This is a genomic window from Acinetobacter sp. MYb191 (genome assembly GCF_037572605.1).
Taxonomy (GTDB): Bacteria; Pseudomonadota; Gammaproteobacteria; order Pseudomonadales; family Moraxellaceae; genus Acinetobacter; species Acinetobacter johnsonii.
In genome coordinates, this window is record NZ_JBBGZP010000013.1 from 291832 (window position 1) to 307339 (window position 15508).

Here is a 15508-nt window from a genome sequence, read left to right on the forward strand (position 1 = left end):
GAACATTTTGACCAATCCATTTATATAGGAACAGCATGCTACAGACTCGCAATGTATATATTTTGCTGTTTTCATTGTATTGGGCGCAGGGCTTACCCGTTGGGTTTATGACCCATGCCTTACCTGTCATTTTAAGAGCACAGGGTGTGTCACTGGCACAGATTGGAGGCTTCGGACTATTGATGTTGCCGTGGTCGATCAAAGTGTTTTGGGCACCTGTACTGGATCGTTTTGGGATCACTCATTTCGGCCACTATCGGAGTTGGATTATTCCATTGCAGTTCCTTACGGTGCTGGTGCTGATCGGACTGTCTTTCCTCCCGATTGATGGATTAAATCAACCTATTTATTTATGGGCTTTCTTTGTGGGCCTCCTGAGTATGAATTTGCTAGGGGCAACGCAAGATATTGCAACCGATGGATTGGCGGTCAATATTTTAAAAGGGGAGCAACAGCACTGGGGCAATACCTTTCAGGTGATTGGATCGCGTCTGGGTTTTATTGTCGGTGGTGGGGCAATTTTGTGGGCATTGGATTGGCTGAGCTGGCAGAGCACTTTTTTGATGCTGGCGGCAATTGTCTTTATAAACACGCTGCCGATTTTAATTTATCCAGAGCCAAAGCATCGAGAGGTTTCAGCAGCTCAGACCACACCTTTCAATCTCCAGCAGATCAAAAACTATTTGGCATACTTTGTCCAGAGTCCCGTACTCACAGCATGGTTAGCAGTGCTGTTGAGCTTTAAAATTGCTGATGGTTTAGCAGGGCCACTTTTGAAGCCTTTAATGGTCGATTTGGGTCTGAGTTTTTCTCAGATAGGGCTTTATGTCACTATGCTAGGTGCATGTGCCGCTTTAATAGGTGCAGGATTTGCGGGCTATAGTTTGAAGTTGATTCGCCGTGCCACGGCTTTAGTGCTGTATTCGGTGCTTAAAATATTTAGTCTGGCGGCTTATACATGGTTAGCCTTTCAATATGAAAACCAGCACAGTATTCAGCCGTGGCTGATTTATCTGATCAATGCCTTTGAAGATATGACTTCATCGATGCTGTTGGTGGTCATGCTCACTCTAGTGATGCAGTACAGTCGTAAACATCTGGCAGGCACGGATTTTACTTTTCAAGTGGCGCTGATGGCCACGGTCAGTGGTGGTTTGTATAGTGTGAGCGGTCTATTGGGAGATTGGCTCGGCTATTTTAATTATCTGTGTATGATTGTAGTCATTGCGATGTTGAGCATGTGGTTTATCTTCAAATGGCGATGCATTCAGACCTTTCATAATTCATTCATAAATAAATCATAAAAAGTGCTAAATAGTGACGTAAACAATTAAAAAATATAACTAAATAATTTTTTAATTGTTCTGTCATATATGTCTGAACGGTAATATTTGTAACAAATTTACCGTAGGATATTTTGATAATGAAAACACAAATTGCAGCCGCAATCGCTTTAAGTTTAGTGGCAGGGGTAACATTCGCAGCACCTACTTTTTATGGTGAAATTGATGTCACGGCCGATTATTTACCTGAAGACAATGCTTCGCCAAATAAAGACCGCGATGTGGTCGAGCTGAATTCTAACAACTCCTTTTTGGGGTTAAAGGGCGAAGAGAAGCTGACAGATCGCTTAAATGCATTATACCAAACTGAATTTACCTTCTATGTGGACAATGGCGGTAGCACGGATACTTTCGTTCCGCGTAATTTACTCGTTGGCTTACAAGACCAGAAATTGGGTACATTGAAAGTCGGTAAAATTGATACCCCGGTTAAACAACTGTCTTCAGTGGTAGATACCTTTAATAACTATGTGGCCAACAAAGCCGATGTGGCGGGAATTTTCACGGGTGAAAACCGAGTCGATAACGTGCTGGTCTATGAAACACCTGCTTGGGGAGTGGGTACAGGTAAACTGAAAGCTGCGGCACTGTTAGCAACAGGTGAAGCAGGGGGGATTGAAAAATCTAAAGGCGGTGCAAAAGTTGCAGGGCGTGGTCTGGGCGATGCTTGGTCAGCATCAGTGGTCTATGACAGTAAAAAGTTTGTTGCAGGGATTGGTTATGATAAGGCCATTCCGTCAACCTTTGCAGGACGTGGCACTTTGAATGCTTCAGTGCCTGAGGTGACTGGCGGGGTGGCAGGCAGTGCTTTTGCCGCAGCTGATACTTTGCGTGCCATTGGTCGAGTAAATCTGAATAATGGTTTAGCGTTGAAAGTCTTATATCAAACTTCTGAAGTGGCGGATGTACAAGGTAATGATGCTGCCGCAGCTGCCATAGACGACGCACAAGGCTGGTTGGTTGGTGCTGAATATAACTTACCGACTGCCAAAGCTTGGACAGTGAAAGCGCAATATAGCCAAAACTCAACCAGCTTTAAAACATCTAAAGATGACTTTGATGCGCAGCAGTTTATTGCAGGTGCTGATTATGCCTTTACCAAGCAAGTTAAAGCTTATGGTTACGCAGGGATTTTGACGCTTGAACAAGCATCATTTGAAACCAAACAACCTGTAGTAGGCACGGGGATCGAGTACAAATTTTAATTTTTTAAGCTATAGAAAAAAGGCGCTGCACAGACAGCGTCTTTTTTTATTTAAGCGAGTTTTAAGTTTAGAAAACTACATTGGGGCATCCGCTCAGCAAGACATGATTTAAAATGTTCAATTTGCAGTCTATTTTTAAAGAAGTTTCACTTTCGCGCTTTAACGTATATTTGGCGCTGTGGTTAGCCGTGGTTTTAAACGTGATGTTCTATAAGCAAGTTCAGTTGCTTACGCCGTATCACGGTTTCAAAGCTTATGCCTTTATCGGTGCTACCATTTTGGTGGTGTTGGCTTTTTATCATTTGGTTTTTCAGCTACTACAGTGGCGGCTGATGGCTAAAGGGTTGGCTGCGCTATTGATCGTCATTGGTGGAATGAGTGCATATTTTGTTAACAGTTTAGGCGTTTCGATCACACCAGATCAGATCCAAAACATGATGCAAACCGATGGCAATGAAGTGCGCGACTTGTTGTCATGGCGTCTTGTACTGTGGATTGGGGCGATGGTAGTACTACCTTTAGTGGTTTTATTTAAGGTCAAAATCCGCCGTGATCCTTTCAAAACCGTGTTATTGCACAAGCTGTTCGGTAGTGCAGTTTCTATTTTGCTGATAGCAGGCATGTTATTTATTTTCTTTGTTGATTATGCCGCGATTTTCCGTGAACATCGTGATCTCAAAGGGATGATTTCACCGCAAAATGCGATCAGTTCAACCCTGTCGTATTATAAAAAAAATCGACCACAGCAGCATTTACCGTTGGTGACTTATGGTGAAGATGCCCATTTGGTGAAGCAAGTCGGACAGCAAAATTTGCCGAAATTGATGGTTTTAGTGGTCGGTGAAACGGCACGTGCAGAAAGTTTTTCTTTAAATGGCTATGCGAAAAAGACCAACCCTGAGCTGGAAAAACTCAATGTTATCAACTTTAATCAAGTCAGTTCTTGCGGTACAGCTACTGCGGTTTCTGTACCTTGTATGTTTTCAGGCATGCCTCGTGAAAACTACGATGCACAGTTAGCACATCACCGTGAAGGTTTATTAGATCTTGCACAGCGTGCTGGTTACAAAGTGACATGGATTGACAATAACTCTGGCTGTAAAGGCGTTTGTGATCGGGTTGAGCAGTATAAAATTCCTGAACCGATACAGAAAAAATGGTGTTCAGCCGATGGTGAATGTACCGATGAAATTTTGGTGGATAGCTTAAAAGCCTATATGGCTGGTATTGCGGCTGATGATAAAACGCCACGTTTAATTGTGTTACACCAAATGGGCAGTCATGGACCAGCTTACTATAAACGCTCAATGCCTAAGTTTCAGCCCTTCCAACCGATGTGTGAAACCAACGCCATTCAAGCCTGCACATCTGAACAGCTGAAAAATAGTTATGACAACTCCATTGTTTATACCGACCATGTGTTGAGTCAACTGATCGGTGTATTGAAGCAAAACTCAAACTTTGAAACTGGTTTTTGGTATTTATCTGACCATGGTGAGTCGACTGGTGAGCACGGCCTATATCTACATGGTTCACCTTATGCTATTGCACCGAGCCAACAGACCCACGTACCGATGCTGATGTGGTTTTCAGAAACATGGCAAAAGCAGAATCCGCAACAAATCGCTTGCTTAGGGCAACAAAAAAGCCAAGAATTAAGCCAAGATCATTTGTTCCCAAGCTTGCTGAGTTTACTTGGGGTAAAAAGTACAGTGATTGATTCAAAAAATAATATGTTAGAACACTGTACTGCGACCAAAGCGAGCGCTTAGACCATGTCAAAAATATTGATTATTGAAGATGATTTTATGATTGCTGAGTCCACACAAACGCTGCTGCGTTATCAGCAGTTTGATGTGGTGTGGGTCAACAATGGTTTTGATGGTTTAAAGCAATTACAACAATATCCATTTGATGTGGTGCTGCTGGATTTGGGTCTACCGATGATGGATGGGATGCAGGTTCTAAAAAATATTCGTTCACTTTATCCAACTTTGCCTGTGCTGATTATTTCAGCGCGAGATCAGTTACAAAACAGAGTCGATGGTTTAAATCATGGCGCGGATGATTACTTAATCAAACCTTATGAGTTTGATGAGTTGTTGGCACGTATTCATGCGCTTTTACGTCGTAGTGGCGCGTTAAAACAGCAAAAGCAAAGCCAGACTTTGAGTTATGCAGGTCTAGAATTAGATGAAGATTTGCACTTAGCCAAGTACAAAGGGCAGACCATTGATTTATCGAACCGTGAATGGGCTATTCTAATTCCTTTGGTCAGTCATCCAAATAAAATTTTTTCCAAAACCAATTTGGAAGAAAAGCTCTATGACCTTGACTCGGAAATTAACAGCAATACCATTGAAGTTTATATTCACCATTTACGTGCCAAACTTGGCAAAGACTTTATCCGTACCATTCGAGGTTTAGGCTATCGTTTGGGGCAGGTTGAAGCATAAAATGGCGAAGTCGACTCCTGTTTCCTTAAAGCGTCAACTGATTACCTATACCTCTTTATTTAGTATTGTGATGGGGTGTTTGTTGGTGATTGCAGCATATCGCATTGCGCTTGAAGAGACCAATGAGATACTCGATGCACAAATGCGTAATTTGGCTGAGCGTGTTGCAGAGCATGATCCCGCTCCAATTAAGAGTGAGTTTGAAGCGGACAGACACTATCACGAAGAAGATTTGTTTGTAGATGTCTGGTCATATGGACTGCCTGAACAACGGCAACATGAGTTTGATTTATTAATACAACCCGTTAAAAAAGCTGGATTTTATACCCATCATACAGCACAAGGATTATGGAATACCTATGTGCTGCCAACAGAAAAGTATCAAATTCAAGTCAGTCAGCAGCGCAGTGTAAGACAAAAGCTGGCTTTAGAGCTGGCGGCCAATATGTTGATTCCATATTTACTGTTTATGCCTTTGGCTTTATGGGGGCTGAGTTGGATTATTGGGCGTAGTCTAAAACCCTTGGATGAGTTTAAAGCGGAACTTGCACAGCGTGAACCGCATGAACTAAGCGAGATTAGGCCCGATGGTTATCCTTTGGAAATTCTTCCGACCATCAATGAAATGAACCGTTTATTTGAACGAATTTCGCTGTCGCAACAAGAACAAAAGCAATTCATTGCCGATGCAGCGCATGAGCTCAGAACCCCAATTACTGCGCTGAATTTGCAAATGGAAATTTTGCTGCATGAATTTCCGGAACACCAAGCGTTAAAAAACCTAAGTTTAGGCTTAATTCGGACTCAACATTTGGTGTCACAACTGCTCAATTTGGCGAAGCAGGATGCTTCTGTGCCGAGTTTAGAACCTACACAGAGACTAGGGCTAAGTGATGTGGCGGTTGAATGTATGGAGCAACTGATGGAGCTAGCGCTGGCCAAAAATATTGACTTGGGCTTGGAACAGCATGAAGCACTTTGGCTAGAAACTCAAAGTTCAGCCTTACATTCCATTGTTTATAATCTCTTGGATAATGCGATTAAATATACGCCTGAACAGGGCGTGATTAATGTCTCCATTTATCAGCAAGATCAGCAAGCGATTGTTCAAATTGAAGACAGTGGGCCGGGCATTGCACCAGAACTTTATGATCATATTTTAAAGCGTTTCTATCGCGTACATCATCATCTGGAAGTCGGCAGTGGACTGGGCTTATCCATTGTCGATAAAGCCGCAGAAAAAATTGGCGCCAAACTGCACTTTGGACAAAGTAAAGGATTGGGCGGCTTACAGGTTCAAGTGATCTTTAAGCTATAGTTTCAGCTTGATTTGGGCTGGACGGTGTAAACTGCTTATAACACAGCGCATAGGCCAGTACATTGACCAGCCAAATCACCCATGCCGTCCATAAATTGTGACTGAGGAAATGTGCGCCCCGCATCATTTGTGCCCAACCCATGACAAAGCCTAAAATCAGGGCAGCAAGCAAATAAAACCATGCGCGTTTGGGCTCATTTAGACGGTATACGAAATATCCTACAAAGAGCGCAAAACCTGTTGCAGCATGTCCTCCAGGGAAACAATGTCCTGCGCTGGCGGATAAGTCCCAAAAGAAATCATGTGTCGTGGCTAGAGTCATGTCCCATGGGCAGGCATGCGCGGATTGTGATTTTAAAATCCCAATGAGGCTAGTACTGATGAGGACTAAGCCAATGAAATAGCCATTTTGCCAACGCTGGGGTTTGAACGCATCCCATTTATATGAAGCGAGCCATTTCAGCAAATAAATTATATACACTGCGATGATGATGTCTTTGACATAGCGGTGATTCAGTTCTGCTAATGCCCAGTCGCGCTTTAGTGGAAAATGACCCGTTTGATCCATGAAGGGGTGAATCAGTTGTAAATCGATGGTGCCCGCCACAGGGAAGAGCAGCCACAATACGGCAAAACCCAGCGTCAAAATAAAAAACTGAAGGATGAAAAAACGTTGCTGATCCGACACAAGTGAGGCCATGTTCTGAAAATAAGCGCTATTCCAACAGCGTCAGCTTAAACGAGGCTTAACATAAACGCTATTTCATCTGCTTTAGCATGATCTGTGCTTTGGTTATCGCTTTATGGCAAATACAAAGTGTCGGTTCAGTGTTACATTTGCTCTCAAATACATGAGGTTTAAACATGTCGATACGTGCTGTTCTATTTGATTTGGATAATACCTTGACGCATCGTGGGCGAAGTGTTGCGGCTTTTAGTCAAGGCCTTGCCGACACGTATCAAAGCCAGCTTAACTGCGTTGATGTGGAGCAGATTGAGTCGATTGTGAATCGGATCGACAATGGTGGTTATCCCTTAAAAGAGTATTTAACCCATCTCAGTATCGGTGCTTCAGTGGCTTACGCTTTGCTACAGGAGTTAAACTGGCAGGTGCCTCCGCATTTAGAAGTGTTAAGCAATTTTTGGTTTGAACAGTTTGGTCGCAGTGCTGTTGCAATGCCTGAGGCTGAGCAAACACTGACCCGTCTAAAGCAAGCTGGATATAAACTCGCCATTATTTCAAATGGCGGTCATGCCACACGGCTGTCTATATTAAATGGCTTGGGCTTTCAGCATTATTTTGATGTGATCAATAGCTCTGGATTGTTTGGTCAAGCCAAACCCCAAGCTGATATTTTTATTGACACCGCACAGCAACTGGCTGTTGACGTGGAGCAGTGCTTATTTATAGGAGATCATCCTATTAATGATGTACAAGGTGCGCAGCAGGCTGGAATGCAAGCACTGTGGTTATCCGGCTTTCATGTTCCTTCACTACAGATGACTGCACCGAGTATCACGGCATTGTCCGAGATTTTTGATTATTTAGAACGCTAAAAGCCTCTTATAATTTTTAATACTAATAAAAAAAGCGGCCCATGTGAGCCGCATTAAAATGGAAATGCTTTAGAACATGCTGTCATCTGAGTTGGCAGAGATTTTATGAATAGATAAATCTGCACCGCGGAATTCATCTTCTTGGCTTAAACGGATGCCCATCGTGGCTTTTAAAGCGCCATAGACCACCAATCCACCAATAACAGCAATACCAATTGCTAAGAGCGTACCAATCAGCTGTGACATCATCGCAACACCGCCCAAACCACCAAGCCATTTTTGACCAAAGATCCCGACTGCAAGCCCACCAAAGGCACCACATACGCCGTGCAAAGGCCACACACCGAGCACATCATCGACTTTCAGCTTATTTTGAGTGTAGGTGAAAAGTTTGACAAAAATCAGTCCAGCAATGGCGCCAATCACCAATGCCCCAATCGGATGTACGACATCTGAACCTGCACAAATTGCAACGAGACCCGCTAAAGGACCATTGTGTAAGAAGCCCGGGTCATTTTTTCCGGCGAAGTTGGCTGCCAAAGTACCGCCAACCATGGCCATAAGTGAGTTAATCGCGACCAGTCCTGAAATGGCATCTAAACGCTGAGCACTCATCACATTAAAGCCAAACCAACCCACAATCAAAATCCATGAACCTAAAGCCAAGAACGGAATAGACGAAGGGGGATGCGCACTGACACGCCCATCTTTTTTGTAGCGACCATCACGTGCACCGAGTAGAACCACCGCAGCCAGAGCGATCCAGCCTCCCATAGCGTGTACCACCACTGAACCAGCAAAGTCATGGAAACTTGCACCGAAAGTGTCTTGTAGCCACTGCTGTAAACCAAAGTTGCCATTCCATGCGATTCCTTCAAAGAAAGGATAAACCAAGGCCACCAATAACACGGTTGCAATCGCTTGTGAGCGCATTTTGGCACGCTCGGCAATACCGCCTGAAATAATGGCTGGAATTGCGGCCGCAAAAGTGAGCAGGAAAAAACAGCGCATCAGGTTATAACCATGATCCGCCGCTAAGGTATCCCCGATATGGAAAAAATGGTGTCCATAGGAAATGTAATAACCTACAAAGAAGTAGGCAATTGCGGAAAGTGAAAAGTCCGTTAAAATTTTGCTTAAAGCGTTGACTTGGTTTTTATGACGAACTGTCCCTAGTTCTAAAAAAGCAAAGCCTGCGTGCATGGCAAGGACTAAAACCGCACCAAGAAGAAGAAAAAGTAAGTCAATATTTTGCATGTTTAGGTTCCATTTGAGTGCAAAATTTTGCAAAAAGAAACTCAGTATACTGATGCCTGTAATTTCGTGAAGATCTCAGCAAAAAGGAAATATTGATTAAGTTTTGCTTAAAAATAACAAGACTCGATATAAAGCAAAAGTGTGCACCATGATGGGGTTTGTGCATTGCAGTGGTGCATGGGTTAAAATATAAGTTAATATTAAGTTTATGAATATATTATGTTTATCTAAGTTTCTTTATTTTAAATATACAGGTGTATATTTTATCTTTTGAGTGAAACCCAAAAAGTAGCAACACAAAAAAATGATAAAAAAATTCGGTTAGCAGCTATTGTGAGCTGAGTCTCCGTTGCTCTGTTCTCTTTTGGAGCTCTCATGCTATGAAATGCGCGTGCTGATTGTGCATCAGTGAAAGATTTTAAACATGATTGTATTTTCTCATTCTTATTTTAATCTATCACAGATAAAAGGTGAATAATCACATAACTGCATGTAATTAATTGTAATTATTGTCATATATGATCAGTCCTATTTCATCATTTTTCATCTAGAACAAGACAAAAAGTAGGGCAGCATTGGCTTTTTGCTGAAAAGCCATGATTACAGAGTTTGCACAGAAAACAAAGACAAGCAGTCAGAAATGGCATTTTAGGTTTTGCTGCTTGAGCGTGATTTTTTAGAGGATATTGGGGCGTTTTAAACTGATATTTTTTGATGGATTATGATGAAGAAAAAACTAATAGCAACATTGTTTGGTCTCCCATGTGTGGTGGCTTGGGCCGGTAGTGACATAACTTCGGATTGGGGTTATCAAGCACAAATCGCACCGCAGTATTGGAGTCAGCTCAACACCAAATACCAAACTTGTGCGGGGCATAATCAATCGCCCATTAATATTGAGCGGGTCATTTCAGCAGACCTTGCGCCACTTGATTTTGATTATAAAACGGCTCCAACGAGTATCGTGAAGCTCCCTCATACTTTACAAGCCAATTTTCATCAAGGCAGTTATTTAAGTTTAGAGGGAGAACGATTTCAATTATTGCAAATGCATTTACATAGTCCTTCAGAAAATACGGTTCACGGCAAAAGTTTTCCGATAGAATTACATTTAGTCCATGCTTCTGAAAAAGGCGAGCTGGCTGTGGTTGCGGTGATGTATGAACAAGGTGAAAAGAATCAAGCGCTTGATGGCATATGGCAGCAGTACAGGCACCCCCAGATAGTACTCAATTTAAACGCAGATCAATTTCTGCCGACACATCGCGAGTACTACCGTTTTAATGGTTCGCTCACGACACCGCCGTGTACTGAAGGTGTACGTTGGGTGGTCTTAAAAGATATACAGCAGGCATCAGCACAGCAAATCGCAAACTTCGCTGCACTGATGGGGTATCCGAATAATCGTCCTGTTCAAGCCACCAATGCGCGCTTGGTTTTAGACTAGAGCGTGAATTAAAAAAGCAGATCGTGTGATCTGCTTTTTTAATGTGGGATAACACGTCTGTGCTAGTGCAAGATCTTGTCTAAGAACTGTTGAGCACGATCACCACGTTTGGTGTTAAAGAAATCATCTTTGCTACAGTCTTCGACAATTTTACCTTGATCCATAAACAACACACGGTTGGCCACTTGGCGGGCAAAGCCCATTTCATGGGTGACACACATCATGGTCATGCCTTCATGTGCCAACTCGACCATCACATCAAGAACTTCATTAATCATTTCAGGGTCAAGCGCCGATGTCGGCTCATCAAACAACATGGCAATCGGATCCATGCTTAATGCACGGGCAATTGCGACACGTTGTTGTTGTCCACCTGAAAGTTGTGCTGGAAATTTATGTGCATGTGCACTCAGCCCAACCCGTTCTAAATAGCCTAAGCCTTTCTTTTTCGCTTCAGCTTCAGAACGGCCCAACACTTTAATTTGGGCAATGGTTAAATTCTCGGTAATGCTGAGATGCGGAAACAACTCGAAGTGCTGAAACACCATGCCTACGCGACTACGTAATTTGGTCAAATCTGTTTTCGGGTCTTTGATGGGAATTCCATCGACTGTGATTTGACCTTGTTGGAAAGCTTCCAGTCCATTCACTGTTTTAATCAGGGTCGATTTGCCTGAGCCTGATGGACCACAGACCACCACCACTTCACCTTGGCAAATTTGTGTAGTGCAATCGGTTAAGACTTGAAAATCGCCATACCATTTACTGACATTTTGGAGGTCAATCATTACTTTTTGGTCGCTCATACGCTTAACCTCCTTTGTAATCGTTTTACTGCATATGTGGCTAGCATACTGATGGTGAAATACACTAGGCCTGCAAATAAAATATATTGCGTTAATAGAGACATCAAATCGCCCCGCACGTAGTTGGTGCGGAAAAAGTCGAGTAGGCCAATAGCGTATACCATGGTCGAGTCTTGGAACAAGATGATGGTTTGTTGTAACAGCAGCGGTGTCATTTTACGAAAGGCTTGCGGCAAAATGATTAAACGCATGGACTGACCATAGGTCATGCCAAGTGCATAAGCCGCGGCAGACTGTCCTTTAGGAATCGATTGAATTCCTGCACGTACAATTTCCGAGAAATAGGCCGCTTCAAACAACATGAATGCCACAATACTTGAGACCAACGCGGTATCAATGGTCAGGTAATTTCCCGTAACTGTGGTGTAGATGAACGGTACAGCAAAGTAGAACCACATCAATACCAACAGGAGTGGAATCGAGCGGAATAAATTGACATAGCCTTGGGCAATTAAATTCAAGATGCGAATTGAAGACAAACGCATCAGTGCCAACAGGGTGCCAATGAAAATACCACCAATGGTGGCGATGATGACCACTTTTAAAGTGATACTTAAACCATGCCATAGGGCGGGTGCAGATAACTGCAAATCATGGGTAAATGCGGTGAGCCATTCCATTATTTAGCTCCTGCAATTAAACCTGGGACACGTAAACGTTTTTCAAGCAGCGTCATTAAGGTAATTAAGCATACGTTGATAACGATGAAAATAATCGTGACATAGGTATAGATTTCGATGGTGTTCTGCGTATATTCGCTGATGGTTTTCATTTGCGAAATAATCTCGGAGACCCCAACTAAAGAGGCCACAGAAGTATTTTTGACGCAGTTGGTCAGTTCTGAGCTCAGAGGCGGCAAAATCGTACGGAAGGACTGCGGTAAAATGACATAGCGGTATAGCTGTGCGGTACTAAAACCCATGGCATAACCTGCATTGACCTGTCCTGTAGGTAAAGCTTCAATACCTGTGCGGACTTGTTCGCAGACACGTGCTGCGGTAAACAGTCCAAGACCGATACTGGCTGAAATCAGCGCTGTTGTTCCTGCGCTTAAATCATTAATCCACCATGACTTAATCGGGCCAGGTAAGAAATTCGGCACCACATAAAACCAAATAAATAATTGGATCAGTAGCGGTACATTACGAAAAATGGTGACGTAGCCAGTGCCGATAGCACGTGCGGTTTTATTGGGAAGTGTGCGCATAATGCCGAGAATACTTCCGAGCACCATTGCAATGCTCCAAGCGATGATTGCAATAACAATCAGCCAGCCTAAACCAATTAAAATCCAACTGAGATAGGTGCTATCTCCGACGCCTGTGGATTGCCAAAGGACGCCCCAGTTCCAGGTATAATTCATGACAATCCCCTAAAATAGGTCAGGCAAAGAAACTTTGCCTGAGTGAACATTAATCTTTCCTTTATCGTTTACTGATCACGGTCATGTGGGTTTGCAATTAAGGCTTTAAGTTGGTCTGACATAGCAAAGTTCAGGTTAATGTTTTTCGGTGGAATTGGTTGTTCAAACCATTTGTTATACATCTTGTTAATTTCACCTGAGCTATAAGTGGCTTTAATTGCATCATCAACCACTTGCTTAAAGCCTGTGTCGCCTTTACGTAACATACAGCCATAAACTTCTTGAATTGGTGCTGTACCGACAATATGCCACTTGTTTGGATCTTTGGCTTTCGATTTTTCTCCAGCAAGTAAAATGTCATCCATCATAAACGCAGCAGCACGACCGCTTTGGAGCATCAAGAATGATTCAGCATGGTCTTTGGCAGAAATCACTTCACCAATACCAAGCTCTTTTTCATGCTGACGGATATATCGTTCAGAGGTTGTTCCTGCAGTTGTTACTAATTTTTTGCCTTTTAAGTCAGCAAAATCCTTCACGCCTGAATCTGTTGCAGTAAGTAAACGTGAACCCACTTCAAAGAAGCCCACTGAAAAATCAACTTGTTGCTGGCGTTCTTTGTTGTTTGTGGTTGAACCACATTCAAGATCGACTGTGCCATTTGAAACCAATGGAATACGGTTTTGGCTGGTGACTAAGTTATAGCGAACTTTTAAATCAGGCATATTCAGCTTTTGTTTAACAGCCTCAACCACTTTGAGCTGTAAATCATGTGCATAACCGACAGGTTGATTTGGGTTGTCTGCGATATAGGAGAATGGAATAGAGGAATCTCGGTAACCTAAAACAATGGTTCCTGATTTTTTAATCTTATCTAAAGTGCCTGACTGTGAAGCATCTGCACCAGTGCTAGCTGCATCCGTTGCAGGTGCTTTGTTGTCGCTACATGCACTGAGGCTCAGCGCAAGTGCACTTGCACAAAATAGGGCAGAAAGATTACGTTGCATGGTCATGTACAAACTCCTTTTGTTTGCAGCATCAATTGCATTGTTTTTATCAAAAACGTCAGAATTGGGTTAAAGCTTTATTCTGTGCAAAAGATGTTCTTTTTATGGTATTTTTTTACAGCTTAGTCTGCATCTTAATCGAGATTGCTTTTGCTGCTCAAGAGGGATTTTTAATATTTTGTTAATAATGCTTTAAATAAGTGCATCGCTATATTTCTCTGATATTAAAAAGAAAATTATGCATAATACGTGCCATTTCAAGTTTTATAATTCATTTTATTAGGCTAATGTCTAATGCCACAGGGTTGGCTATTCGTTTTGTTATGGATGCATGACAGAATGGATTTTGCTTGTGTAGAACATGCTAAAACGGCAATAGCAAAGAAAAGTGCTTTATTTTGAAGATGATCCGTTTTATGAGGCAGTATATAAAAGTCAGTTAGATTCGGTTTACTGTCCTACGTTTTCCGCAGAAGATATAAAAAAAAAAAAAAAAAACGCGACTGTACGTTATGAATAAATGACGGGGCACAATCGCAAGGGGAGGAGATGATCAGGCATGTATAAAGAAGTGCTTAGTGCACAAACATATCCATATATTCACGGATTTCAGAAATAGCCGTTTCAATATCCGTCGTCAGCCATGTTGGCTCAAACAGCCCAATATAGTGATCTAAACGGTCTTGAGGTACAACTAAACGCACAGGACATTCTTCTTCCAGTAAGCGCCAAGGAATAATGGGTGTTTCATTGTCTAAAAAGGCTTGCACATTTCGAATATCAATAATCATGGCATTGACACATTCAGGAAAAGGCATCACTGAAAACTCTTCAGTACGACGGCGAAAAAACTCCAGATCGCCCCACTTTAGAATATAACTGGGCTTAGAAAATTCAATAATACCAATAAGATGTTGGTCTCGCGTGTAGTGCAAATGACATTGGTGCGTAACATCAGTGTCTAAATCAAGCGTTACACTTTGTTGACGATATGCCATAAAGTCCAAAAACAGCTAAAACAAGGTGCATAATTATAGCGCAAATTCAGTTGAAGAGCGCTGTTCGCCAGACTCTTTTTGTCTACGCCTATATGAAATACTTTTTATATGACTTTTAACACTGAATTGACAGGTGAATGAGTATTTTTAAAGCCTTATAAAATAATAATTTACCTTAAAATAAGGCGCTTGTTTACTATCTCACTATGCTTTGAAACACAATGCTACACAAGCAGTTGTTAGTATAAAAATTCGACAACTTGATAATAGAAAATTGAGGGGGAGCTATGACACATGATTTCAATAAACCGCCCCATGTACAAACGCCAGAGGAGCGGCAAAAGAAAAAACGCGTGCCTGTGTATATGTTGGCATTGGTCGGAATTTTCTTAATCGCATTATTACTTTATATGTTTGCAGATACCAAGCCAAATCCGAATGAGGCGCCTCCAGGACATCCGAATCCGAGTGCAGAGCCTGCAACACCCAATAACAGCACCACTGCAACAGCAGGTGATGAAGCAGTAGCCGCCGATAGCAATACGGCGACTGCAACTGACCGCTAAATGAGACTAAAGCCCTTGTAATGTACAGGGGTTTTTTCTTTAGCAGTCATCAAAAAGGTATTCCATTTCTCATTCATACCTCATGGCAGACAAGCACTTCAAAACTAAAATCTGTATTTGAGCAA

General features: G+C 42.3%; 15 protein-coding genes. 8 read left to right on the forward strand and 7 right to left on the reverse strand.

Going from position 1 to position 15508, the window contains the following annotated elements; genetic code table 11:
- Positions 1-35 precede the first annotated feature (35 nt).
- The 5 genes from WH214_RS08310 to WH214_RS08330 all read left to right on the forward strand — a co-directional run bounded on the left by WH214_RS08310 (position 36) and on the right by WH214_RS08330 (position 6322).
- Positions 36-1304, forward strand: a complete 1269-nt coding sequence (locus tag WH214_RS08310) for an MFS transporter (protein WP_339421481.1) — start codon at positions 36-38, stop codon at positions 1302-1304.
- A 119-nt stretch (positions 1305-1423) separates the two neighbouring features.
- A complete protein-coding gene (locus WH214_RS08315) occupies positions 1424-2548 on the forward strand; it encodes a porin (RefSeq protein ID WP_339421480.1) in 1125 nt (374 codons plus the stop codon).
- 113 nt (positions 2549-2661) lie between these two features.
- A complete protein-coding gene (locus WH214_RS08320) occupies positions 2662-4320 on the forward strand; it encodes a phosphoethanolamine transferase (protein WP_339421479.1) in 1659 nt (552 codons plus the stop codon).
- A gap of 3 nt (positions 4321-4323) precedes the next feature.
- Positions 4324-5004 carry a response regulator transcription factor gene (locus WH214_RS08325; protein ID WP_004694591.1) on the forward strand — a complete coding sequence of 227 codons (681 nt, stop codon included), beginning with the start codon at positions 4324-4326 and terminating at the stop codon, positions 5002-5004.
- 1 nt (position 5005) lies between these two features.
- Positions 5006-6322 (forward strand): ATP-binding protein, encoded by a 1317-nt coding sequence (locus WH214_RS08330; protein WP_339421478.1) that lies wholly within the window; start codon positions 5006-5008, stop codon positions 6320-6322.
- On the opposite strand, the gene WH214_RS08335 is transcribed toward WH214_RS08330, so the two are convergent.
- Complete coding sequence (locus WH214_RS08335; RefSeq protein ID WP_339421477.1) at positions 6312-7022, reverse strand: phosphatase PAP2 family protein; 711 nt, start codon at positions 7020-7022, stop codon at positions 6312-6314. The two genes, WH214_RS08330 and WH214_RS08335, sit on opposite strands and share 11 nt — an antisense overlap.
- A 164-nt stretch (positions 7023-7186) precedes the next feature.
- Here WH214_RS08335 and WH214_RS08340 point away from each other — a divergent pair, with 164 nt between their 5' ends.
- Positions 7187-7879: an HAD family hydrolase gene (locus WH214_RS08340; RefSeq protein ID WP_339421476.1), complete on the forward strand. Its 693-nt coding sequence runs from the start codon at positions 7187-7189 to the stop codon at positions 7877-7879.
- Positions 7880-7948: 69 nt separating this feature from the next.
- On the opposite strand, the gene WH214_RS08345 is transcribed toward WH214_RS08340, so the two are convergent.
- Positions 7949-9136, reverse strand: coding sequence for an ammonium transporter (locus WH214_RS08345; protein ID WP_058952170.1), 1188 nt, complete (start codon positions 9134-9136; stop codon positions 7949-7951).
- Positions 9137-9860: 724 nt separating this feature from the next.
- Here WH214_RS08345 and WH214_RS08350 point away from each other — a divergent pair.
- A complete protein-coding gene (locus WH214_RS08350; protein WP_339422940.1) occupies positions 9861-10583 on the forward strand; it encodes a carbonic anhydrase in 723 nt (240 codons plus the stop codon).
- Between the two features lie 62 nt (positions 10584-10645).
- Here WH214_RS08350 and WH214_RS08355 read toward each other — a convergent pair whose 3' ends face one another.
- The 5 genes from WH214_RS08355 to WH214_RS08375 form a co-directional block, all read right to left on the reverse strand.
- Entirely contained in the window at positions 10646-11371 is a 726-nt protein-coding gene (locus WH214_RS08355) for an amino acid ABC transporter ATP-binding protein (protein WP_010326224.1), read from the reverse strand.
- 14 nt (positions 11372-11385) lie between these two features.
- Entirely contained in the window at positions 11386-12069 is a 684-nt protein-coding gene (locus WH214_RS08360; protein WP_005399959.1) for an ABC transporter permease subunit, read from the reverse strand.
- Complete coding sequence (locus WH214_RS08365) at positions 12069-12812, reverse strand: amino acid ABC transporter permease (RefSeq protein WP_336955411.1); 744 nt, start codon at positions 12810-12812, stop codon at positions 12069-12071. Before WH214_RS08365 ends, WH214_RS08360 begins: the two co-directional genes overlap by 1 nt.
- Before the next feature lie 68 nt (positions 12813-12880).
- The gene (locus tag WH214_RS08370) at positions 12881-13825 is read right to left on the reverse strand and encodes a transporter substrate-binding domain-containing protein (protein ID WP_010326225.1); all 945 of its coding nucleotides are present in this window, start codon (positions 13823-13825) and stop codon (positions 12881-12883) included.
- Positions 13826-14394: 569 nt separating this feature from the next.
- Positions 14395-14817 carry a hypothetical protein gene (locus tag WH214_RS08375; protein WP_004694572.1) on the reverse strand — a complete coding sequence of 141 codons (423 nt, stop codon included), beginning with the start codon at positions 14815-14817 and terminating at the stop codon, positions 14395-14397.
- Between the two features lie 287 nt (positions 14818-15104).
- Here WH214_RS08375 and WH214_RS08380 point away from each other — a divergent pair, with 287 nt between their 5' ends.
- The gene (locus WH214_RS08380; protein ID WP_339421475.1) at positions 15105-15383 is read left to right on the forward strand and encodes a hypothetical protein; all 279 of its coding nucleotides are present in this window, start codon (positions 15105-15107) and stop codon (positions 15381-15383) included.
- Positions 15384-15508 lie beyond the last annotated feature (125 nt).